The organism is Arthrobacter oryzae, assembly GCF_031454875.1.
Taxonomy (GTDB): Bacteria; Actinomycetota; Actinomycetes; order Actinomycetales; family Micrococcaceae; genus Arthrobacter; species Arthrobacter oryzae_D.
The window spans coordinates 72,444-94,524 of the sequence record NZ_JAVDRQ010000012.1; the positions used below are offsets into that span (position 1 = coordinate 72,444).

Sequence of the window (22,081 nt, forward strand, 5' to 3'; positions counted from 1 at the left end):
GGGCGGTTTCCCATCGGGGCCATGCTGCGGAAGTATAAGGCTATGACGCCAGCTGAGGACGCCGCACCAGACCATAGCCCCGCCATAACCGGCGCGGGGTTGCCCGACGCCGCAGCAGCAGGTGCGCCTGCCGCAGTTGCGGCTGCAGCACTTGGTCCGGCAGGAAGGCCGCGGGTGCGTACTGACCGCGAACTGGACCAGGACATTCCCTACGGTGTGCGGATCGCCGCCTCGTGGGCATGGCGGCTGGGGCTCATTCTCCTTGTCAGCGCCGCGCTGATCTGGCTGCTGAGTAAGATCAGCTTCCTCATCATCCCCGTGATGGTGGCTGCCCTGCTGGCCGGCCTGCTGAGTCCCGTCACGCGATGGCTCAGGGCGCGGCGCATCCCGAACGGCGGGGCTGTCGCCATCACCGTGCTGGGCTTCCTGGGCCTCATCGGCGGTTCCCTGGCGCTCGTGGGACGGCAGCTTGTTCGGGGATTCAGCGAACTGTGGAGCGAAGCGCTGACCGGGATCCAGCAGATCCAGGGCTGGCTGGCGGAAGGTCCGCTGCACCTGACGGCCGCCCAAATCGACCGGTATCTGCAGGAGGCCACGGCCGCACTCCAGAACAACAGCAGTAGTATCCTCAGCGGCGCCCTGTCATTCGGAAGCACGGCCGGGCATTTTGCCGCAGGACTCATCCTCGCGTTGTTCATCCTGATTTTCTTCCTCCTTGAAGGCGACAGGATTTGGGCCTTCCTGGTCCGGCTGCTGCCACGGAAAGCCCGGGCCGCCACCTTCGGTGCAGGCCGCAAGGGCTGGACGTCCATGGTCAGCTACGCCCGCATCCAGATGTTCGTGGCATTCGTGGACGCCGTGGGAATTGGAGTGGGCGCGGCCATCATCGGAGTTCCGCTGGCGCTCCCGCTGGGTGTGCTGGTCTTCATAGGTTCCTTCATCCCCATCGTGGGCGCCCTGGTGACCGGAGCCGTGGCTGTGCTTCTTGCCCTCGTGGCCAACGGCTGGGTCAACGCGCTGATCATGCTGGGGATCGTGCTGCTGGTCCAGCAGTTGGAGAGCCACATCCTGCAGCCGCTGGTTATGGGCAAGGCGGTGGCCCTGCACCCGGTGGCGGTCATTCTGTCCGTGGCAGCCGGTTCCTACCTGGCCGGGATCCCGGGCGCACTCTTCTCCGTGCCCATCCTGGCCGTAGCAAACTCGGCGATTCGATATATTGCTGCCAGAACGTGGGAACATGAAGGAGTGCTGGCGGCGGTGAGCCCGGATGTGTCCGGGGTCTCCGGAGCCAGCCAAGACAACACCTTCAAGGATGTCTACCTTCCCGGTGCGAATCCGGGCCGCGGCAATGGAGCCGCACAGTCAACGGGTACTCCCGCCGGACATGCCGGCCAGGACGCCCCAGCCGAATTCCCCAAAGGAGACTAGTTCGTGAAAACCCTCAATAGCCTGCCCGTCACGCTGGACAATGTCCTGGAGGCGCAGAAGCTGCTTGAGGGGATTATTACGCGGACCCCGGTGGAATCGTCCCGGGCGCTGGGCAGCATGGTAGGCGGCGACGTCTTCTTCAAGTGCGAAAACCTGCAGCGGGCGGGTTCCTTCAAGGTCCGCGGCGCTTACGTCCGCATGGCCAAGCTTGCGGCCGAGGAGAAAAAGCGCGGCGTGGTGGCGGCATCGGCCGGAAACCACGCCCAGGGCGTGGCGGTGGCAGCAAAGAGCCTGGGCATCAAGGCCCGGATCTACATGCCCCTTGGCGTGGCCCTGCCCAAGCTGGCCGCCACCCGCAGCCACGGCGCCGAAGTGGTCCTGCACGGGCACAACGTGGACGAAGCCCTCGCCGAAGCCCAGCGCTACGCCGACGAGACCGGTGCGGTCTTTGTCCACCCGTTCGACAACGTGGATGTTGTGGCCGGCCAGGGCACCGTGGGGCTGGAAATCCTGGAACAGATCCCCAACGTTGACACCATCCTGATGGGCGTCGGCGGCGGAGGGCTGCTGGCCGGCGTGGCAGTTGCGGTGAAGGCACGCGCCAGGGAGCTGGGCCGGGACATCCGGATCATCGGCGTCCAGGCCGAAAACGCGGCGGCCTACCCGCCGTCCCTCGCCGCGGACGCCCTGGTGCCGCTGAAGAAGGTCTCCACCATGGCAGACGGCATCGCCGTGGGCCGTCCGGGGCAGCTGCCGTTCAGTATCATCAGGGAACTCGTGGACGACGTGGTGACGGTCAGCGAGGATTCCCTCGCCCGGGCGCTGATCTTCCTGCTCGAACGCGCCAAGATGGTGGTGGAACCGGCCGGCGCCGTGGGCGTGGCCGCCCTGATGGACGGCAAGATCGAGAATCCCGGCACCACGGCAGTGATCCTCTCCGGCGGCAACATCGACCCGATGCTCATGCTCAAAGTGATCCAGCGCGGTCTTTCCGCGGCAGGCCGGTACATGACAGTGCGCATGATGCTGGATGACCGGCCCGGTTCGCTCGCCACCATCGCCCGGATCATCGCCGAGAACGACGCCAACGTCACAGGCCTTGACCACACCAGGGTGGGCGGTTCCATCAGCATGGGAGACGTATCCATCACCGTCAACCTGGAAACCAAGGGCCATGAGCACTGTGAACAGGTCCTGGGCGCCCTCCGTGCCGAGGGTTTCCAGCCGATCGTGGTTCACTAGGGGCCCACGGTGCTTGACGCTTCGGGGGGACAACCGCAAACGAGGCACACGCCTGCCGCACGCGCCCAGGGCGGGCTGCTGGTTCTCGGGCTGTTCGTCGTGCTGCTGTTCGCGATCGAGCTGGTCAATGCTGCCACCTTCCATTCCCTGAACAGGACGTTCGGGTTGCGGCCGCGGAGCGCGGACGGCCTGCTGGACATCCTCACGTTCCCGCTGTTCCACGCCAACCTGGGCCACGTTGTCTCCAACGCGTTGCCGCTCATCATCTTCGGCTTCCTCGTTTTTATGTCAGGGCTCCGGGTGTTCCTCACGGCAGTGGCCTTCAGCTGGTTCGGCTCCGGAGCGCTGGTGTGGCTGATCGGCGGCTGGGGGATCACAGTTGGAGCCTCGGGCCTGGTCTTCGGCCTGTTCGCGTTCCTGCTGGTCCGCGGGTTCTTCAACCGCAGCTGGTGGCAGATAGCGCTGTCCGTGGTCCTGTTCCTCACCTACGGCGGAATCCTGTTCGGAATCCTCCCCGGCGTCGCCGGCTTTGTCTCCTGGCAGGCCCACCTGGGCGGTGCCCTCGGCGGCGTCGCCGCGGCCATGCTGCTGAAGCCCCGGCGCGTTCCGCAGGAGCGGCAGGCTGCGGAAAGATGAGCCTTTAACGAACGACGCCGGCCATCCCCTTCGTGGGGACGGCCGGCGTCGTTCGTTTGTAGGCTATTGCCGCGCTTCCGGAGCTAGAGCCCCTAGCCTGCGTACGGCTTGGCGGAAATGATCTCCACCGTGATGTCCTTGCCGTTCGGTGCGGTGTAGCTGAGCTTGTCGCCCTCTTTGTGGCCCACGATGGCCGCACCCAGCGGGGACTTTTCGCTGAAGACGTCAAGGTCAGAGTCGCCCGCGATCTCGCGGGAGCCGAGCAGGAACGTCTCCTCGTCGCCGGCGATCCTTGCAACGACGATCATTCCGGGCTCGACGATTCCGTCGTCGGCCGGGGACTCGCCCACGTGGGCGTCACGGAGCAGGACGGTGAGCTGGCGAATGCGGGCCTCGATCTTGCCCTGCTCCTCCTTGGCGGCGTGGTATCCGCCGTTTTCCTTGAGGTCGCCTTCCTGGCGTGCAGCTTCGATTTTCTGGACGATTTCCGCCCGGCCGGCGCCGGAGAGGTGGTCCAGCTCTGCCTTCAGGCGGTCAAAAGCTTCCTGGGTAAGCCAAGCTGCAGTTGCGCTGTTGGTGGTAGACACGGACTTCTCCTTTTTCGTGGTCAAACAAGTTTGAGATCAAACAAGCAAAGACCCCGCCACGGTGGCCACTTGTGGGACTCAGTAACCAGCTCAGCGGGGTAAAGGTATTTGATCCATTGTAGTCAATGCAGTGGACAAACCAAAGAAGGCCTGCGGCGTGGGTCACAGGCGGCGGCCGGAAGCGGGCCGGGAACGGCTGCGTGCTACTTGTCCGCGTCCGGAATCCAGCAGCTGTCCACCACGCCGGAAACTGAGAGGGATTCCGTCCGAACCACTGCGCGGTGGGCGGTGGTGCGTCCGCCGTCGGCGGTGGCGTCAGCAGGGTTTGGCCCGATATCCACCACTTTCCAGCCGACCACGGCAAACTTGGAGTCAAGTGCCTTGACGGCACATTTGACGCTGGTACCGGGATCCTTGGTTACCTGGAAGTCGATTTCCGCCTGGGTGGCGTCAGTGGTGCTGTAGCCGATGTCCTTGAACGTCACCGTCTCGGTGTTCAGGGAGGTGGAGATCCAGGCCATAAAACCGATTCCGGCAGCGAGTGCGGCTAGTCCGATGTTGCGCTTGGCCTTCCGGGACAGGGCACGCTTTTGGCCCCCGTATCGATTGGCTAGGGTGGTAGTTGCCGGCGCGGAAACGGCCGGCTGATCCTCGGAAGTCACCATTCCAGTTTAGTGTGGATCCGAAGGGGATAATTCCGGTCCCCGCAGCCGTAGACCCGCAACCTTGAAATCCGATGAAAGTGAGCCGTTTCAGATGACAGCGTCCGCAGACCAGTCAAAGCCGCTCCGCCTGCTGGCCGTTCACGCTCACCCTGACGACGAATCGAGCAAGGGCGCAGCCACCATGGCGATGTACGCCGCCGCAGGGGTCGACGTGATGGTGGCTACCTGCACGGACGGGTCGCGGGGTGACATCCAGAACCCTGCCGTGGAGGGCGAGCCGCACCCGAAGCGCGACATGGCCGGGGCCCGGCGCCTTGAAATGGACAACGCGGCCCGAGTGCTGGGAATCCGTCACCGCTGGCTCGGGTTTGTGGATTCCGGCCTGCCCGAGGGTGACCCGCTTCCGCCGCTCCCGCCGGGCTCATTCGCCCTCCAGCCGCTGGAACGGGCGGCTGCTCCGCTGGTCAGGCTGGTGCGCGATTTCAAGCCACAGGTGATCCTGAGCTACGACGAAAACGGCGGCTATCCGCACCCGGACCACATCATGGCCCACCGTGTGGCGGTCGAGGCGTTCGAAGCCGCCGGCGATCCGGAGCGGTACCAGGGAATCGGCGAGCCCTGGGCGCCGAGCAAGCTTTACTACGATCGCGCCTTCAGTCCCGAACGGTTCCGTGCACTGCACTTTGCGTTGGAAGAGGCCGGGCTGCAGTCGCCGTACGCCGAACGGCTTGCGGCCTGGCTCGAAGCTGATGCCGAAGGCCACACGCCGCCGGCCCCGACGCACCCCACCACCACCCAGATCGATTGCGGGGACTATTTCGAAGCCCGGGATGACGCGCTCCGCGCCCACCGCACGCAGGTGGACCCGCTGGGATTCTTCTTCGCCGTGTCATCCGACATGCAGCGCCGCGCCTGGCCGTGGGAAGACTACAGCCTGATCCAGTCCCGAGTACCCGTGGAACTGCCGGAAAAGGATCTCTTCGCAGGGCTAAGATAGATTCAGGCCCATTTCTATGTCCCGTAGAAGTTAGGGTCCTCAATACGCTCCACAGAAGGTTTAACCGTGCATCACTTGCTCATCGCCCTCGCGACGACCCCGGCGCCGAGCCCCACGCCGTCCCTGCGCCCGGGCCTCTCAGAAGACCAGGTGACTCCGGGCACGTGGGGATTCATCATGACGGCGTTCTTCGTGCTGGCCACCACGCTGCTCATCGTGGACATGGTGCGGCGCATCCGCCGGGTCCGTTACCGTGCACAGGTCGAGGAGGAGCGCATGGCCGCACTGGCCGCCGCAGATCAGGACCTGCTGGACGTGCCGGGAACCGGCGATGCCGGGGCCGAATCTGCCAGCGCCCAGGCCACCGGCACCCAGGCTTCCGGCCCCCAAAGCGGCGCCGATTTCCGGACGGAACCGAACGGTGATGAAGGCCGCGGACGCCGCTAACGGCGGAGCCGGCCAGAGGCCAGACGGTACACCGCCAGCCGGCAACCCGCCAGCTGGCAACCCGTCGCACGCCGCGGCGCCCGGCGGAGCCCGGCCAGGGGCATCCAATGCCCTTGGCGGGGAACCTTCCGCCTATCTGAGGCAGCACGCAGGCAACCCGGTCCATTGGCGGCCCTTCGGCGATGAAGCGTTCAGCTTCGCCGCCGAACGCGACGTGCCTGTGTTCCTGTCCATCGGCTACGCCGCGTGCCACTGGTGCCATGTCATGGCGCACGAGTCATTCGAAGACCAGGAAACAGCGGACTTCCTCAATGCCAACTTCGTCGCCATCAAAGTGGACAGGGAAGAGCGACCGGACGTGGACGCTGTCTACATGGCCGCAACCCAGGCCATCAGCGGCGAAGGCGGCTGGCCGATGTCAGTCTTCCTGACGCCGGACGGACGCGCCTTCCATGCCGGGACCTATTTCCCGCCCCGGCCCATGCCCGGCCGGCCGTCGTTCCGCCAGGTGCTTGAGGCGGTCCGTGATGCATGGCTGGAACGGCGTGAGGGCGTCGAACAAAACGCCGAGTCGCTGGCCCGGGGGATGGCCGAATCCCAGCTTGCGGCTGCTCTCCAGCTGACCGGTCCGCCGGATCCCCTGGATGCGGGCCTGCTCGCCGAGGCGGTCCGCGTCCTGGCACGCTCCGAAGACCCGCAGGACGGCGGATTCGGCACCGCGCCGAAGTTCCCGCCGTCGCCCGTGCTGGAATTCCTGGTCCGGCACGCTGCCGTGGCGTCAGATACCGCTGATGCGGCCAGGGACATGGCGGGCCGCACGCTCGCCGCGATGTCCCGCTCCGCGCTTTTCGACCAGCTGGACGGCGGCTTTGCCCGATATTCCGTGACGCGTGACTGGTCCGTGCCGCATTTTGAAAAGATGCTCTACGACAACGCCCAACTGCTGCGTGCCTACGTTCACTGGGTCCGGCTCGGCGGCGATGCCGTGTACCCCGCTGACGAGGCGGCTGACGTTGCCGCTCGCACTGCGGACTGGATGATCGCCGCACTTGGCGTCGGTGCAGGGCAGGTGGAGGCGTTCGCTTCATCACTGGACGCGGACACCGTGGTGGAAGGCCGGCACCACGAGGGGGCCAGTTACCTCTGGACGCCGGCGGAACTGCAGGAAGTCCTGGGACCTGACGACGGTGCCGCTGCCGCGCGGCTGATGAATGTCCGGGCCGAGGGCACCGTGACGGCGACGGCCTCTCCGCTTCACCCGGGACGCAGGCTCGACGATGCCGAGAGCGTCCTGTGGGACCGGATCCGGCCGCGCCTCCTGGATGCCCGAACAGCGCGTCCGCAGCCCGCCAGGGACGACAAGGTAGTGGCCGGCTGGAACGGGCTGGCCGTCGCCGCGCTGGCCGAAGCAGGCGTGGTCCTGGACCGGCCCGACCTGGTGGCTGTAGCCGAGCAGGCCGCCGTTTACCTCGAGCGGGTCCACTGGCAGGTCCCGGGCGCCGGGGATCAGGCCGCGGAACCCGGCACCCTGGTGCGTGTGTCTCATGCAGGCCAGGCGAGGGGGATAGGCGGGCTGCTCGAAGACTATGCCTTCTGCGTTGACGGGCTCCTGACCCTTTACGGGGTCACCGGCGCTGAGCGGTGGTACCGGCTGGCCGAAGCCATCCTGGCGGCCGCCTGCCTGAGGTTCGCGGCAGACGGAACACTGGTTGATACGGCCGGGGAATCCTCCCAGGTGTTCAACGCGCAGGGTCAGCGGGCGGGCCTTGAACCTTTCGACAACGCCACACCCAGCGGCGCGGCTGCATTCGCCGGCGCCCTGCTGGGCTACTCGGCGCTTTCCGGTTCCGTTGACCACCGGATCATGGCCGGCAATATTCTTTTGCTGCTTCCGCCGCTGGCAACGCGTGCGCCCCGGGCGGCAGGCTGCCTCCTGGCCACGGCGCAGGCCGTGCTGTCGGGTCCTGTGGAGGCCGCCGTCGTCGGGCCCGACGGTCCGGCGCGGGCGGCGCTCCATCGCGCCGCCCTGCTGTCCGCCAGCCCGGGGCTGGTGGTTGCGGTGACGCCCGACGCCGGTGCGCCTCCTGCCGGTCCTGTTCCGTCCGCGGTGCCGCTGCTGGAGGGCAGGACGGCGGCGTCCGACGGCTCGCCGCAGGTGTTCCTGTGCCGTGGGATGGTGTGCGAACGTCCGATGCGAACCGTGGCCGAACTGCGGGAGCGCCTGGCGGCCATGACCGGACTGCCTTCAGGCGGGTAAGCCCGGACCGGGCCGGAATTAGGCGGGTAGGCCCGGACCAGGTCGGAAATAGGCGGTGGGACTTAGGCGTGCCGCCTCAGGCGGGTCGACCGAGGACCGCGATAGCGATGGCGATGAAGTGCGCGGCGAAGGCGAACACGGTGAACGCGTGGAAGAGCTCGTGGAAGCCAAAGTGCTGGTAACTGAAGTTTGGCTTCTTGAGCGCATAAAAAACCGCCCCTGCTATGTACAGGGCGCCGCCCACGCAGATCAGGACGGCGGAGGCAACACTGGCCGCGAAAAATTCCGGCAGGTAGAAAAGCGAGCCGCACCCCAGGGCAATGTAGATGGGCACGTAGAGCCAGCGGGGGGCATCGGTCCACAGCAGCCGGAACAGTACGCCCAGGATCGCCCCGGACCAGATGACCCACAGCAGTACCACGGCCTTGGGCCGTTCCAGCAGGGCCCACGCCAGCGGCGTGTAGCTCCCTGCGATCACCAGCATGATGTTGGTGTGGTCCAGGCGCTTCAGGACCATCCTGACCCCGGGAGACCAGTTCCCGCGGTGGTACACGGCACTGATTCCGAAGAGCAGCACCCCGGTCACGGCGTAGACGGCAGAAGCGATTTTCAGGTCGGCTGTGGGGGCCAGCAGGATCAGGACAAGCCCCGCAGCAAACGCCAGCGGCGCTGTGACGGTATGGATCCAGCCCCGCCATTTAGGCTTGATCATCAGGAGTTCCGCCAGCCTGACCGCCGCTTCATCCATCGGGCCCGATTTACGGCTGCGGCCTGCTCCCGACCCCGGGTGGGGACTATTGCTTTCCATGGGTCAAGAATAAACTACGTTCCAGTAAGTTACTTCGGAGTAACCTCGATGGCGCCCGAATGCTGGAACTCCGTGCACGGTGTGCCGGTTGCGGGCGGGTAGCCTAGGAATGCACTGCCGTCATACATCAAGGAAGTCAGGTGAGTCTCCGGATGGAGTGGCCCGGGATCCTCTATGGCTTCTATGAACGCAAGCTCCTGCGCGCGCTGGACAAGGACCGAATCCCCAGACACATCGGAGTGATGGTGGACGGCAACCGCCGCTGGGCCAAGCAGTTCAATGCCCCCACCAGCCAGGGACACCAGGCGGGGGCGGACAAAATCCACGAGTTCCTCGGCTGGTGCCAGGAACTCGGCGTCAAAGTGGTCACGCTGTACATGCTCTCCACGGACAACATGAGCCGATCCGGCGAAGAGCTGGACCTGTTGATGGGCATCATCGCCAATACCCTTGACCGGCTGGATGAGGATGAGGACGTCTCCGTCCATGCCATGGGGGCACCGGAACTGCTTCCCGACTACCTGGCCGAACGGCTGAACAAGCTCACCGCTCGGACCCCGGCACATGAAAAACTCCACGTCAACGTCGCCGTGGGCTATGGCGGACGCCGTGAAATCGTGGACGCAGTGAGGGAACTGCTGCACGACGCCGTGGCCCGGGGCGAGGACATCAGCAAGCTCGCGGATGAGCTCACGGTCGATGACATCTCGCGGTTCCTGTACACCCGGGGGCAGCCGGACCCGGACCTGGTGATCCGCACTTCGGGGGAGCAGCGGCTGTCCGGATTCCTGATGTGGCAAAGCGCCTACAGCGAGTTCTACTTCTGTGAGGCCCTCTGGCCCGCCTTCCGCAAAGTGGACTTCCTGCGGGCACTGCGGGACTACGCCGGCAGGCAGCGGCGTTTCGGCTCCTGACGCCGGGTTTCCTGTGACCAAAGCGCCGGTCACGGGCGGTTCACGGGAAGTTCACGTGACCGCAACAAGAATCGCCGCGAAATGGTTTGGGAATCAAACGCCGGGGGAATTACGTTGTTTTCATTAGCAGGCAAATTGCCCGCTAATCGGGGAGGCCAGTACATGGAGCGGATTTTCGCACCGGATGTATGGGAGGCCGGAACCGGCCTCGCGGCCGATCCGCCTCACCTATAAAAAATCCGGGCGTACGCCCCGGGGCTGGAGTCGATGTGGCTATTTCTGAACAACTGCCCGACGTCATTTCCGACCAGGGAGAGAAAGCTACCTCTCGCGCCAAGCGAGGCACCTCACAGGCCGGTGCAGCAAATCATGATGCTGCAGCCGGTCTTGCTGTATCCGGGGGAACTGCCGGACCGGACGACACTGTGTGGAGCTTTGTCATCGACACCTCGGTATTGCTCTCGGACCCCCGCGCGCTGCTGCGGTTCGCGGAACACGAAGTCATCGTCCCGATCGTGGTCATCACGGAGCTTGAGGGCAAACGGCACGACCCCGAACTGGGATACTTCGCCCGCAAGGCGCTGCGGCTCCTGGACGACCTCCGGGTCCAGCACGGCGGACTTGACCGGCCCATTCCCCTGGGCGATGACGGCGGCACCCTCATGGTGGAAATGAACCATATCTCCACCGAAGTGCTTCCCGCGGGATTCCGCGGGGCGGACAACGACAGCCGGATCCTCGCCGTCGCGAAGAACCTCGCCAATGAGGGCCGCAACGTCACGGTGGTCTCCAAGGACCTGCCCATGCGTGTCAAGGCCTCGGCCATGGGACTGCTCGCCGATGAGTACCGCAACGAGCTCGTGAAGGACTCGGGCTGGACCGGGGTGGCAGAGGTCGAAGCGAGCGAGGAGGACGTCTCCACCCTCTACGGCCACGAGCCCGTCTTCATCCCGGCAGCAGCCGAGATGCCCGTCAATACCGGCCTGGTGCTGCTCTCGAACAGGGGTTCCGCCCTGGGCCGGGTGGGCGCGGACAAACAGGTCCGGCTGGTCAAAGGGGACCGTGACGTCTTCGGGCTGCACGGCCGTTCCGCGGAACAGCGGCTGGCCATCGACATGCTGATGGACCCCTCCGTCGGCATCGTGTCAATCGGCGGACGGGCCGGCACCGGAAAATCCGCGCTGGCTCTCTGTGCGGGCCTCGAAGCGGTGCTGGAACGCCGCGAACACCGCAAAGTAATCGTCTTCCGGCCGCTGTACGCGGTGGGCGGGCAGGAGCTCGGCTACCTGCCGGGCTCCGAAGCGGAAAAGATGAACCCTTGGGCGCAGGCCGTCTTTGACACCCTCGGAGCGCTGGTCAGCCAGGAGGTAGTCGAGGAAGTCATGGACCGAGGAATGCTGGAAGTCATGCCGCTGACCCACATCCGCGGCCGCTCGCTCCATGACGCGTTCGTGATCGTCGATGAGGCGCAGTCGCTCGAGAAAAACGTCCTTCTGACGGTGATGAGCCGGATCGGCCAGAACTCGAAGATCGTCCTGACCCACGACGTCGCCCAGCGCGACAACCTGCGCGTCGGCCGGCACGACGGCGTTGCCGCCGTCGTCGAGACCCTCAAGGGGCACCCGCTCTTCGGGCACATCACCCTGACCCGGTCAGAGCGCTCGCCGATCGCGGCGCTTGTCACGGAACTGCTTGAAGGGGCGGAAATCTAAGCCGGGACTACTGCTGAAGGGCCGTGGCCAGGTTCGCCCGCCTCGGCCCTTCAGAGTCCCAGGTACTTGGCGGTGGCTTCGTGGCCTTCGACCTTGAGGGCCCAGTCGGGGCGTTTGAACTGCTCCGGGGTCACCCTGACCTTCTGGACGTCCTGCCGGATGCCGCCCCAGGCGGATCGGGTGACGCCGTTCAGTTCGTAGCCGAGCGCGCGGGAGACGCCCAGGGATTTCTCGTTCCAGGCGGCTGCCTCTGACTCGGCGACTTCCGCTTCTAGGTGGTCGAAGGCGTAGCTGATGACGGCGGCGCGCATTTCCTTGCCGAAACCCCGGCCGTGCACGGACCTCTTGAGCCAGGAGCCTGTGGTGACGGTCCGCAGGGTTGCGAAATCCCTGGCCTCGATGTCCTGGCAGCCGATGATCTCACTGTTGTGCCAGATGCCAAGCAGCATTGTCCATGCCTCCGGCGTAACCCCGGCCCGGCAGCGCCAGTACCATTGCGCCATGTTGGGGCCCAGCTTCTCGGCAGGAAACTCATTCCACGGCGTGCTGAAGGGGCTGCGGCCCGGTTCGCTGATGCCGGAGAGCGCAGCTTCGACGAGCGCGGGAATGTCGTCGTCCCGGATCGGCCGAAGCACTAGCCGGGGTGTGGTCAGGGTGAGGCCCAGGGGCGGCCAGATGGCGGCGAGGTCGGTCATCAGGGAAGCTTAGCCATCCCTGCAGCCCTCAGCCAGTCACATGCCCTCGGGAGATGTCCCAGCTGATATGGCGGCGGACGTCGGTCAGGTTCATCGATTCCGCCACGAAGAGGTCATCCAGCATGTACTCATCCACGGCCAGGATCCGAAGCCAGTGGCCAACGTGCTTCGACTCGTCCTCAAGGGAGAGGCTGGACACGCATACCCCGGTGCCGAGGTCGATCCGGATGAGGTTGCGGCCCGGCCGGCACAGCGGCGCTTCGCGGTCTGCGGGCGTGTAGGCGGCATTGGGGGTCACGATGGTTTCCAGCGCGGGGCGGCCCTCATGGTCCACCGCGGTGATGGCGCCGAGCTCCACGGCATTGGTGTTCGGGAACTCGATGGGAACCGGGGCATTGCCGGCCAGTTCCACGGGATCCAGCGCCGCGGCAAAGCGTCCGTTACCGAAGCAGGGTTCGCCGTAGGCGGCCTCCGGGCGGCGCCGGACCAGCCCGCCGTCGTCGTACACGGGGGTGACCAGCTGCGGAGGCAGCAGCCACGACTTCCGCGTGGAACTGACGTAGAACCCGTCCTTTGAGTCGTTGATGCCGGTTGTGCTGTGCAGCACCACGCCGGCCGCCGACTCCAGCCGGAGGGCACCGGGCCGGCGAAGCCAGGCGTGCACCGTGTTGTCCGGGTCGGGGATGGGCCTGTCGATGTACTCGAAGCGGAGGGATTGCCATTTCCAAGGCGAGGAACGGCAAAGGTTCCGGAACTTCGTGGCCATGTCTGCGGGCCCATTCTGCTGACCGGTTTCCCCCTGGCGCCTCGCGTCCCATGTCGACATATCCACAGTTTACGCGCGGGCTCAGCGGCCAGGCGGGAAATCCAGTAGCATCCGAGGGTGATCCAACGACTGGGCGAACTGTGGGAACCCACTCCGCTGGCCTTCTGGCTGGTGCTGGCTGCCTGCGCCTACTTCGGCGTGATGGCTGTGCGGCTTACGGTCATCGACGTCAGGCACCACCTTTTACCGAACAGGATTGTTTTCCCCTCCTACGCCGTGGGCGGCGTACTGCTGCTGGCGGCGGCCGTCACGGTCCTGCTGGCCGGCGCGGATGCCGAGGCAGTGCCCGACGGCGCTGCCCGGCTTTTCGGGCTGCCGGGAGTCCGGATTCTGGCCGGGGGAGCGGTGCTGTGGCTCTTCTACTTCATCCTCCGCGCGGTCTATCCGCCGGGGATGGGATTCGGCGACGTAAAACTCGCCGGGGTGCTGGGCATGTACCTCGGCTACCTCGGCTGGGGACATGTGTTCGCCGGGACCTTCGCGGCCTTCCTGCTCGGCGGGCTCTGGAGCCTCGGCCTGCTCGCTGCCCGCCGCGGCACACTCAAATCGGACATCCCGTTCGGTCCCTTCATGCTGGCCGGCTCCGCCGCCGCAATGCTGCTGCTGCCCGCGGGCTGAGCGCCTGAGCCTGCCCTGCTGCGGTTAGGCTGAAGGTATGCCAGCACCTGATTTCGTCCTAAAACTCCGTGAAAAAATAGGCCATGACCCGCTGTGGATTCCCGCCGTGCGGGGAGTTGTTTTCAACGAGGACGGCCACGTCCTGCTTGGCCAGCGCTCAGACAACGGGCGGTGGGCCCTGATCTCCGGACTGCTGGAGCCCGGCGAGCACCCCGCGCCCGGGCTGGTGCGGGAGATCTTCGAAGAGACCGCCGTCGTGGCGGAAACTGAGCGCATGGTGTCGGTGGGTGTTGTGGGCCCCGTGACTTTCCCCAACGGGGACGTGTGCGACTTCCTGGACATCGTGTTCCGCTGCCGCCACGTTTCCGGTGAAGCGCGCGTGAACGACGACGAATCACTGGCCGTGGGCTGGTTTCCGCTGGAGGGGCTCCCGGAGCTCAGGCCGGGCGACCGCGAGTGCATCAGGCGGGCGCTGCTGCCGGAGGACACGGTCCACTACGAACCGTGAGCCTCCGGCAGATGAGCCTAGACGGCGGCTGACTGCCTTTCAGGTGGACACTTGCGGTCCCGCTCCGAGCGCGAACGGACACTTGTGGCCCCGCTCCGAGCGCGAACGGACACTTGCGGCCCCAGCCGAACGGAACTGCCTAACCCAAAGCGGCCGCTCACCTTCGCTGGGAAGGTGAGCGGCCGCCGTCGTACTCGGGGCCTCCGTTAGCAAGGGAGGCGGTGGGGACCTATGCCTTGTGCGGCGGGCGGGTCATGGACATGACGTCCAGTGCCGTGTCCAGCTGCTCTTCGGTCAGTTCGCCGCGCTCCAGGAAGCCCATGGCGACGACGGTCTCGCGGATAGTGAGGCCCTCGGCGACAGCTTTCTTGGCGATCTTGGCGGCGTTCTCGTAGCCGATGAACTTGTTCAGCGGAGTGACGATGGACGGCGATGCCTCGGCGAGGAAACGGGCGCGCTCGACGTTGGCGATGATGCCGTCGATCATCTTGTCGGCCATGACGCGGCTGGTGTTGGCCAGCAGGCGCACGGACTCGAGCAGGTTGGCGGCCATGACGGGGATGCCGACGTTCAGTTCGAAGGCGCCGTTGGTGCCGGACCAGGCAATGGCAGTGTCGTTGCCGATGACCTGCGCGCAGACCATGATGGACGCCTCACAGATGACCGGGTTGACCTTGCCCGGCATGATCGAGGAGCCCGGCTGCAGGTCCGGGATGGCGATTTCGCCGAGGCCGGTGTTGGGGCCGGAGCCCATCCAGCGGAGGTCATTGTTGATCTTCATGAAGGAGATCGCAATGTTGCGCAGCTGGCTGGAGGCTTCGATGAGGCCGTCGCGGTTGGCCTGGGCCTCGAAGTGGTCGCGTGCTTCGGTCAGCGGCAGGCCGGTGTCGGTGGCGAGCAGTTCGATGACGCGCTCCGGGAAACCGGCAGGGGTGTTGATGCCGGTGCCGACGGCGGTGCCGCCGAGCGGAACCTCAGCCACGCGGGGGAGGGAGGCATTGATGCGCTCGATGCCGTAGCGGACCTGCGCTGCGTAGCCGCCGAACTCCTGGCCCAGGGTCACCGGGGTCGCGTCCATGAGGTGCGTGCGGCCGGACTTCACGATGTCCTTGAACTCCACGGCCTTGCGCTCCAGCGACTCGGCGAGGTAGCCGAGGGCCGGGATGAGGTCGTTGATCAGGGCCGATGTGGCGGCAACGTGCACCGACGTGGGGAAGACGTCGTTGGAGGACTGCGAGGCGTTGACGTGGTCGTTCGGGTGGACCACCTTGTCGCTGCCGGCGGCCTTCAGGGCACGGGTGGCCAGTTCGGCGAGGACCTCGTTGGTGTTCATGTTGGAGGACGTGCCGGAGCCGGTCTGGAAGACGTCGATGGGGAAGTCGCCGTCGTACTTACCGGCAGCAACCTCATCGGCGGCGTCCGCGATCGCCTTGGCCAGCTCGCCGTCGAGCACTCCAAGTTCTGCGTTGGCCTGGGCAGCAGCCTTCTTGACCCGTGCCAGGGCCTCGATGTGCGCGCGTTCCAGGGTTTTGCCGGAAATGGGGAAGTTTTCAACTGCACGCTGCGTCTGTGCACGGTACAGGGCGTTCACGGGGACGCGGACTTCGCCCATCGTGTCATGTTCAATGCGGAATTCTTCAGTGGAAGTCATGGGGCTAGCTTAGGGCGATTGGCGGCCGCTTCGAAAACCGTGAAGGGCTTGCGTCGGCGCCGGATGGCGCCGACGGCGGCAGTCGGTTACAGCTCGCCGATTCCCGAAACGAGGTCCGCCCGGCCTTCCGCGAGGCTGTAGGACAGGCCGATGACCGCTGCCTTGCCGGTCTCGATTGCGGTGGAAATCACACGGGAGCTGTCCACCAGCCGCTGGGAGGTCTGCTTGACGTGCTCCACCACCATGTCGTTGACCTCGGTTTCGTTGTTGCGAAGGGAGGTCAGGACGGAAGGGGTGATCCGCTCCACGAGGTCGCGGATGAAGCCCGTGGGCATCTGGCCGGTCTCGACGGCCGCCTTGGTGGCGCTGACCGCTCCACAGCTGTCATGTCCGAGGATTACGATCAGCGGAACGCCGAGCACGCCGATGCTGTATTCCAGCGAGCCGAGCACGGCGTCGTCGATCACCTGGCCGGCGGTGCGGACGACGAAGGCGTCCCCCAGGCCGAGGTCGAAGATGATTTCTGCCGCGAGCCGGGAATCCGAGCAGCCGAAGATGACCGCGAACGGGTGCTGGTTCTCGACAAGGGAGGAACGTCGCGATGCGTCCTGGTTGGGGTGCGAAGATTCTCCGGCGACAAAGCGTTCATTTCCTTCACGCAGTCGCCGCCAAGCCAGAGCGGGAGTCAGGTAAGTAGCCACGGGGCCACTTTACGGTGAAGGGGCGGGCGAAGGTGAAACCGTTGCGGCCGGGTTACTTTCGAGCGACTTCACGACGGCGTCCGCGAGGACCGCGAGCTCGTCGAGTTGCGCCGTGCCCGTCAGGACGACGGTGGTGCCCTTGTGTTCGAGCACCATGCTCTTCTCGCCCTTTCCGGTATCCCGCAGTTCCCAGTCGAGGCCGCCGGCGTTGCGGTTTCCCGTGACGGGGGCATTCTTCGTCTCCTGGAGCAGCCAGGTGGGATTTGCCCGGGCGGTCTGGACGAGGCCGATGAATGATTCCTTGGGCGTGAGGTAACCGACCTCCCACACAGGGACCCCGCTGCCGGTCCCGGACTCCCAACGGGCGTAATTCGGACTGAATGTGTCGCCGACCTCCGGCGCCACAGGTGTGAATCCCGCCACACCGGCAGCATTTTGGGCGACGGCGCTGACGTTGACGTTCGGCCGGTAGCCGTCGGACTTCGGCGAGGGATTCATCAAGACGATGGGCAGGAATGCGGCGACGCTCACCACCAGAGCGATGATCATCCCGATGACCGAGGCGTTGGCCCTTTTCGCTGCCGCAGCGCGGATAACGGGCTTAACCACGGGCGTATCGGCAGCGCCGGCGATGCCCGCGGGGGAGTCAGTGCCGGGTGTTGGGGTCTCGGGGGTGGACTTGTCCTGCGTTTCGCTCACGCTTCCATAGTCGCGCATGTGAACGCTGTTCTCATATTCGCGCCATTCCCTCTGTGAGGAAACGCCGCGTTTCACGGGGTGGTCATCCCATGACCTTCGGATGCTCCCGCGACTATGATCAGTACCAGAGGAATCACCGTGACGGACTGATACCGGCCGTACGGGTTCAATGATCGCCACTCGAAGAAGAGGTTCACGTGTCACCAGCGCCTATGACCCAGCAGTACTCCACGATTTCCCCGTCGCTTGCCGTTGGCATTGACGAGCCTGACCGCAACCTTGCCCTGGAACTTGTTCGCGTCACCGAAGCCGCGGCAATCGCCGGTGGCCACTGGGTGGGCTTCGGGGACAAGAACAAGGCTGACGGCGCAGCAGTCGACGCCATGCGTTCCTTCCTCCAGACCGTCCACTTCAATGGTGTTGTGGTCATCGGTGAAGGCGAGAAGGACGAAGCTCCCATGCTTTTCAATGGCGAGCACGTCGGTGACGGCACCGGCCCCGAGTGCGATGTCGCCGTCGACCCCATTGACGGAACCCGCCTGACTGCCCTGGGCATCAACAACGCCCTGGCCGTCCTGGCCGTCGCCGAGCGCGGCTCCATGTTCGACCCCTCCGCCGTGTTCTACATGGAGAAGCTCGTCACGGGCCCGGAAGCGGCGGACATGGTCGACCTGCGACTCCCCGTCAAGCAGAACCTGCATTTAATCGCCAAGGCGAAGGGCGTTAAGGTCAACCAGCTGAACGTCATGATCCTGGACCGGGACCGCCACCGTCCCCTCGTGGAGGAAATCCGCGAAGCCGGTGCCCGGACCAAGTTCATCATGGACGGCGACGTCGCCGGCGCCATCGCTGCTGCCCGTTCCGGCACCGGCGTTGACGCTCTGATGGGCATCGGCGGAACGCCGGAAGGCATCGTGGCGGCGTGCGCCATCAAGTCCCTCGGCGGCGTCATCCAGGGCCGCCTCTGGCCCACGAGCGATGACGAGAAGCAGAAGGCCATTGACGCAGGGCACGACCTCGAGCGGGTGCTGTCCACCAACGACCTCGTCTCCAGCGACAACTGCTACTTCGCGGCCACGGGCATCACCGACGGCGACCTCCTCAAGGGTGTTCGCTACTCCAAGGACAAGGTCCTGACCCAGTCGATCGTGATGCGGTCCAAGTCCGGCACCATCCGCTTCGTGGACGGCGAGCACCAGGCCAGCAAGTGGGAAGGCTACGCCCGCAAGAGCTAGCCCCTCCGCTCCACCCTTCGTTCAGCGCGAACGTACACTTGGGGCCCCGAACCTGCGGGCCTCAACTGTACGTTCGCGCTGTTGTTTGCCGTTCGGTGCGGCGCATCGTGGCCGCGCGGACCTTGTCGAGCAGGAACGGTTTGTCGCCGTCGAGATCCTCCTTGTAGACCCTGACTTCACGCCAGCCCAGCCGCTCGGTCAGGGCCTGACGGCGGATGTCGCTGCTGGTCTGGAGGGGAGCGGCGTGGTGACCGCCGTCGTACTGCAACGCGATCCGTTCTGCCGGCTAGGCCGCATCAGGCCATACGGCAGGCTGTCCCCAAGTGTTCCTAATGACGTAGTTGAGCACAGGCTCGCCATGGGCCGAGCGGGCTAGGACCAACCGCATCCGGGTTTCCTGGGGCGAGTCGGCACCGACACGGATTTCAGGCAGGGCGAGGCGGGCTGTCTTCATCCCGCGCATACCCGGATGGGCACCCACCATTCGGCGCAGTTCTTCAATACTGCACAAGGCGGTCTTGGGCCAAGGGAAATCGGAGCCGTGGGCCGAGACGAAGGAATCCCCGGCTGCGATCAGCTCATCCACGGTCAGAGTGACGCGAGATCGAGCCACGTCCTGGCTGGCGAGGTGACACGGACGCCGTCGTGCATGACAACTTCCCCCGCCCTGAAGGTCATCCTGTGACCGACGACGTTGCGGCGCCGGGGCTTGCTGGCGTCCCGTTCCCGGGCCACATGAATGCGCCAATCTTCCTGCATCCAGGCCGGAAGCCCGCATGCCCAGATCCGTGCGCCGGAATGATGGGTCAGGACGGACGTGCTGTCCAGCTCGGTGTACGCCCGAAGGCTGGCTATGGGACCGCTCGCGCCGTCAAAAGGGATGCGGATGCCCCTGGACGGTATGACGACGTCGGGCTGCCTCTGCCGCTTACGGGTGACGCCAAGCTCCCTGGCAGCGAGATCGGTGAAGGAACCGGCAAGTAATTCTTCAGGCAGGCGCGATGACGACATGCTTCAGTCTGCACCGGCCAATGATGCCAGAAGACGTTATCCACAGGCCGGATCCCGGGCAATGCGCGAACGGACACTTGGCGCCCCCTGCCGTGGGGCCGGAAGTGTACGTTCGCGCTTTGCCGTGGGGCCGGAAGTGTACGTTCGCGCCTTGGGGAGGCGCGGGTCAGGCGCGGAGGGAACGGAGCTTTTCGCGGGCCTTTCGGGCCAGCTGATAGGCGCCGTAGCGGACCTTCTTGACGGGCAGGTCCCAGGTGCCGGGGTAGGAGATCTCGCGCCCTCCGAAGGACTTCTTGAACGCCGTGAACCCGGCCCACTTGTGGTTCGGCTGGTCCTCCGGGGCGACACCCCACAGGTCCACGTACTTCAGGCCCTTCTCCTTGGCGTCGGCCATAAGGGTGACCAGGAGGGGAATGCCGGCACTGAGCTTCCGGTGTGAGTCGTCGAGGGCCGCGTGGGCGTAGGTGCGCGTGTCGGCGGAATCGTAGGCCAAAGCCGCGGCGATGGGGCCGCCGTGGCGTTCGGCGATGAACAGTGTGGCCGCGCCCGCGGGCATGAGGGAACGGGCCACCTGGCTCAGGTACTCATCGCTCTGCGGTTTGAAGCCGCTCCTTTTGGCCGTCATGTGCAGGAAGTTCAGCAGCACACGGATGTCGTCCGGATCCTGCGACGTCCGGAACGTCACGTCCTTCTTGTGGATGTTGCGGTACAGGTTGCGGTTCACCGGCTTCATGTCGGCCAGGACCTCCTTGAAGTCCCGTTCCAGGTCGACGATCCAGCTCAGTTCCGGCTGCTGGCTGACCGGAGCCGGCTGCAGGCCGCGGCTCCGGAGCAGGGTTTCGGACGCAGCAGTGTCGAATCCGGCACTGACCGGTTCGATCCGGACAAACGCCGCCCCGCGCTTCCGGGCGAGGGCCACCAGCGCCGCCAGTGCGTCGTCGAACGCTTCCAGCGAAGCCGCTACCGGACCGTACGGGGCGTAGAGGACCTTCCCCGCGGGATTCTTCTCCTCGACGGCCAGGAAGCTCCACCCCGGCCCCGATTGTTCGTGAACCGTGCGCCCGAGGGAACGCTGGAAATCAGCCCACTGCGGGGTCTGCAGAAAGTACTCCACCGGATCAGGACCCGACGGCGGTGGTCACGGCAAAGGCGATTGCGCGCTCGGTGGCGCCGGCAACCGGGTGTGCGTTGACGGGCGCCTCTGCGGCGGGGAGGAAGGCGCTGGCCCCACGGTCCAGGTGGAGATCGCCCTTGGGGGAGTCCAGCAGAACCGAGCCGGACACCACAATGATGACGGCGGCGCCTGACTGCGCCAGCGGAACGGCGGCATCGTCGGGCTCGAGCTGGATGCGCTGCAGCTGGAATTCACGGAACGGCGGCCGGTAGAGTTCCTGGCCCAGCGCAGAGACCTCAGCGTCCAGCATCGGCACACCTACCGACTCGAACTCAACGGTGGAGAGGAGCTCCGGAACGTCCACGAACTTGGGCGTGAGGCCGCCGCGGAGCACGTTGTCCGACGAAGCCATCACCTCGATTCCGAGGCCGTGCAGGTACGCATGGACATTGCCCGCCGGCAGGTAGACGGCCTCGCCGGGGGCCAGCGAGATCCTGTTCAGCAGCAGCGAGATGAGCACGCCGGGATCGCCGGGATAGTGGCCGTGCAGGCTGACTACCGTCGACAGCTCGGTCTGGTACGGGGTCATCTGCAGCCCTGCCTTGAGCGCCGCCACGAGTTCGCGCACCGCATGCGAGACGGCGTGGCCGCCACCGATAAGCCTGGTGAAGGCAGCCTTCAGGGCATTGTGCTCCACCGGTGCCGAGAGGTCCTCCACAACCTCCAGGAACACCTGCGGAACGTCGATGGACATTTCACGCATGGACGCCGCCAGGTGCTCGAAGAGCGCGCGGGACGAAGCCGCAGGGCGGAACCCGCACAGCGCCTCGAACGGCGTAAGTGCGAAGATCATCTCCGGTTTGTGGTTGTCGTCCTTGTAGTTCCGCTCCGCGTTGGAACGGTCGACGCCGGCAGCCTCCTCGCGGGCAAAACCCGCCTTCGCCTGTTCCAGGGTGGGATGCACCTGAAGGGACAAGGGACTCTCAGCAGCCAGGACCTTGAGCAGGAACGGGAGGCGGGGGCCGAACTCGGCCACGCTGGCACTGCCCAAATGGTGTTCGGGGTCAGAACTGATCAGGTCATCCAAAGCCAGGGGACCGCCGTCGGCCGTGGTGGCCACGGACGGCGAGTCCGGATGGGCACCGACCCACAGTTCCGCTTCCGGGCCGCCGGACGCCTGCCGGCCCAGCAGGCCGGCGATGGCGGTGGTCGATCCCCAGGCATAGGGGCGGAGGACGTTCTCAATTTCGTACACAGCCTGGTGTCCTTATCTCGGTGCAGCAGTTGGCTGCTGTGGATTCATCGATGCGTGCTTGCGCCTGGGCGGCGG

The 22,081-nt window shown here is 65.7% G+C and carries 24 protein-coding genes; 11 read left to right on the forward strand and 13 right to left on the reverse strand.

The window, feature by feature from the left end:
* Positions 1-42: 42 nt before the first annotated feature.
* The 3 genes from J2805_RS19615 to J2805_RS19625 are packed head-to-tail and all read left to right on the forward strand — an operon-like array spanning position 43 to position 3,306.
* On the forward strand, positions 43-1,428 hold the full coding sequence (locus J2805_RS19615) for an AI-2E family transporter (protein WP_309979243.1): 1,386 nt from the start codon (positions 43-45) through the stop codon (positions 1,426-1,428).
* 3 nt (positions 1,429-1,431) lie between these two features.
* Positions 1,432-2,670: a threonine ammonia-lyase gene (ilvA, locus tag J2805_RS19620; RefSeq protein ID WP_309979245.1), complete on the forward strand. Its 1,239-nt coding sequence runs from the start codon at positions 1,432-1,434 to the stop codon at positions 2,668-2,670.
* Positions 2,671-2,679: 9 nt separating this feature from the next.
* Positions 2,680-3,306, forward strand: a complete 627-nt coding sequence (locus J2805_RS19625; protein WP_309979246.1) for a rhomboid family intramembrane serine protease — start codon at positions 2,680-2,682, stop codon at positions 3,304-3,306.
* A 92-nt stretch (positions 3,307-3,398) separates the two neighbouring features.
* Here the strand turns inward: J2805_RS19625 and greA are convergent, their stop codons facing one another.
* Together greA and J2805_RS19635 are read right to left on the reverse strand one after the other, a co-directional pair.
* Complete coding sequence (gene greA, locus J2805_RS19630; protein ID WP_307051641.1) at positions 3,399-3,893, reverse strand: transcription elongation factor GreA; 495 nt, start codon at positions 3,891-3,893, stop codon at positions 3,399-3,401.
* A 203-nt stretch (positions 3,894-4,096) separates the two neighbouring features.
* Positions 4,097-4,555, reverse strand: coding sequence for a DUF4307 domain-containing protein (locus tag J2805_RS19635; protein ID WP_309979247.1), 459 nt, complete (start codon positions 4,553-4,555; stop codon positions 4,097-4,099).
* Positions 4,556-4,649: 94 nt separating this feature from the next.
* Between J2805_RS19635 and mca the strand changes: the two genes are divergently transcribed.
* From mca to J2805_RS19650, 3 genes are all read left to right on the forward strand, one after another.
* On the forward strand, positions 4,650-5,555 hold the full coding sequence (gene mca, locus J2805_RS19640) for a mycothiol conjugate amidase Mca (protein WP_309979248.1): 906 nt from the start codon (positions 4,650-4,652) through the stop codon (positions 5,553-5,555).
* 66 nt (positions 5,556-5,621) lie between these two features.
* Entirely contained in the window at positions 5,622-6,002 is a 381-nt protein-coding gene (locus tag J2805_RS19645; RefSeq protein ID WP_309979250.1) for a hypothetical protein, read from the forward strand.
* Positions 5,980-8,259, forward strand: a complete 2,280-nt coding sequence (locus J2805_RS19650; RefSeq protein ID WP_309979389.1) for a thioredoxin domain-containing protein — start codon at positions 5,980-5,982, stop codon at positions 8,257-8,259. The genes J2805_RS19645 and J2805_RS19650 overlap by 23 nt, the downstream gene beginning before the upstream one ends.
* Positions 8,260-8,335: 76 nt before the next feature.
* On the opposite strand, the gene trhA is transcribed toward J2805_RS19650, so the two are convergent.
* Positions 8,336-9,007: a PAQR family membrane homeostasis protein TrhA gene (gene trhA, locus J2805_RS19655; protein WP_309979393.1), complete on the reverse strand. Its 672-nt coding sequence runs from the start codon at positions 9,005-9,007 to the stop codon at positions 8,336-8,338.
* A gap of 212 nt (positions 9,008-9,219) precedes the next feature.
* Between trhA and J2805_RS19660 the strand changes: the two genes are divergently transcribed.
* Positions 9,220-9,981, forward strand: coding sequence for an isoprenyl transferase (locus J2805_RS19660; RefSeq protein WP_309979395.1), 762 nt, complete (start codon positions 9,220-9,222; stop codon positions 9,979-9,981).
* Positions 9,982-10,250: 269 nt separating this feature from the next.
* Complete coding sequence (locus J2805_RS19665; protein WP_309979252.1) at positions 10,251-11,693, forward strand: PhoH family protein; 1,443 nt, start codon at positions 10,251-10,253, stop codon at positions 11,691-11,693.
* A gap of 50 nt (positions 11,694-11,743) precedes the next feature.
* Here J2805_RS19665 and J2805_RS19670 read toward each other — a convergent pair whose 3' ends face one another.
* Together J2805_RS19670 and J2805_RS19675 are read right to left on the reverse strand one after the other, a co-directional pair.
* Positions 11,744-12,388: a GNAT family N-acetyltransferase gene (locus tag J2805_RS19670; RefSeq protein WP_309979254.1), complete on the reverse strand. Its 645-nt coding sequence runs from the start codon at positions 12,386-12,388 to the stop codon at positions 11,744-11,746.
* A gap of 28 nt (positions 12,389-12,416) precedes the next feature.
* Complete coding sequence (locus J2805_RS19675; RefSeq protein WP_309979255.1) at positions 12,417-13,214, reverse strand: hypothetical protein; 798 nt, start codon at positions 13,212-13,214, stop codon at positions 12,417-12,419.
* A 57-nt stretch (positions 13,215-13,271) separates the two neighbouring features.
* On the opposite strand from J2805_RS19675, the gene J2805_RS19680 reads away from it, so the two are divergent.
* Complete coding sequence (locus J2805_RS19680) at positions 13,272-13,832, forward strand: A24 family peptidase (protein WP_309979258.1); 561 nt, start codon at positions 13,272-13,274, stop codon at positions 13,830-13,832.
* Between the two features lie 37 nt (positions 13,833-13,869).
* Positions 13,870-14,340, forward strand: a complete 471-nt coding sequence (locus tag J2805_RS19685) for an NUDIX hydrolase (protein ID WP_309979260.1) — start codon at positions 13,870-13,872, stop codon at positions 14,338-14,340.
* Between the two features lie 229 nt (positions 14,341-14,569).
* Here J2805_RS19685 and J2805_RS19690 read toward each other — a convergent pair whose 3' ends face one another.
* The 3 genes from J2805_RS19690 to J2805_RS19700 all read right to left on the reverse strand — a co-directional run bounded on the left by J2805_RS19690 (position 14,570) and on the right by J2805_RS19700 (position 17,409).
* Positions 14,570-15,991: a class II fumarate hydratase gene (locus J2805_RS19690; protein WP_309979262.1), complete on the reverse strand. Its 1,422-nt coding sequence runs from the start codon at positions 15,989-15,991 to the stop codon at positions 14,570-14,572.
* A gap of 86 nt (positions 15,992-16,077) precedes the next feature.
* Positions 16,078-16,692 carry a carbonic anhydrase gene (locus tag J2805_RS19695; RefSeq protein WP_309979264.1) on the reverse strand — a complete coding sequence of 205 codons (615 nt, stop codon included), beginning with the start codon at positions 16,690-16,692 and terminating at the stop codon, positions 16,078-16,080.
* Positions 16,693-16,701: 9 nt separating this feature from the next.
* Positions 16,702-17,409: a DUF4245 domain-containing protein gene (locus J2805_RS19700; protein WP_309979266.1), complete on the reverse strand. Its 708-nt coding sequence runs from the start codon at positions 17,407-17,409 to the stop codon at positions 16,702-16,704.
* Between the two features lie 194 nt (positions 17,410-17,603).
* Between J2805_RS19700 and glpX the strand changes: the two genes are divergently transcribed.
* Positions 17,604-18,626, forward strand: coding sequence for a class II fructose-bisphosphatase (gene glpX, locus J2805_RS19705; RefSeq protein WP_175417425.1), 1,023 nt, complete (start codon positions 17,604-17,606; stop codon positions 18,624-18,626).
* A 61-nt stretch (positions 18,627-18,687) separates the two neighbouring features.
* Here glpX and J2805_RS19710 read toward each other — a convergent pair whose 3' ends face one another.
* From J2805_RS19710 to manA, 5 genes are all read right to left on the reverse strand, one after another.
* Positions 18,688-18,894 (reverse strand): hypothetical protein, encoded by a 207-nt coding sequence (locus J2805_RS19710; RefSeq protein WP_309979267.1) that lies wholly within the window; start codon positions 18,892-18,894, stop codon positions 18,688-18,690.
* A gap of 18 nt (positions 18,895-18,912) precedes the next feature.
* Positions 18,913-19,212 carry a hypothetical protein gene (locus J2805_RS19715; protein ID WP_309979269.1) on the reverse strand — a complete coding sequence of 100 codons (300 nt, stop codon included), beginning with the start codon at positions 19,210-19,212 and terminating at the stop codon, positions 18,913-18,915.
* A 2-nt stretch (positions 19,213-19,214) separates the two neighbouring features.
* Positions 19,215-19,637 carry a hypothetical protein gene (locus tag J2805_RS19720; protein ID WP_309979272.1) on the reverse strand — a complete coding sequence of 141 codons (423 nt, stop codon included), beginning with the start codon at positions 19,635-19,637 and terminating at the stop codon, positions 19,215-19,217.
* A 166-nt stretch (positions 19,638-19,803) separates the two neighbouring features.
* Entirely contained in the window at positions 19,804-20,751 is a 948-nt protein-coding gene (locus J2805_RS19725; protein ID WP_309979273.1) for a lipid II:glycine glycyltransferase FemX, read from the reverse strand.
* Positions 20,752-20,755: 4 nt separating this feature from the next.
* Positions 20,756-22,006, reverse strand: a complete 1,251-nt coding sequence (gene manA, locus J2805_RS19730; protein ID WP_309979274.1) for a mannose-6-phosphate isomerase, class I — start codon at positions 22,004-22,006, stop codon at positions 20,756-20,758.
* Positions 22,007-22,081: the final 75 nt, after the last annotated feature.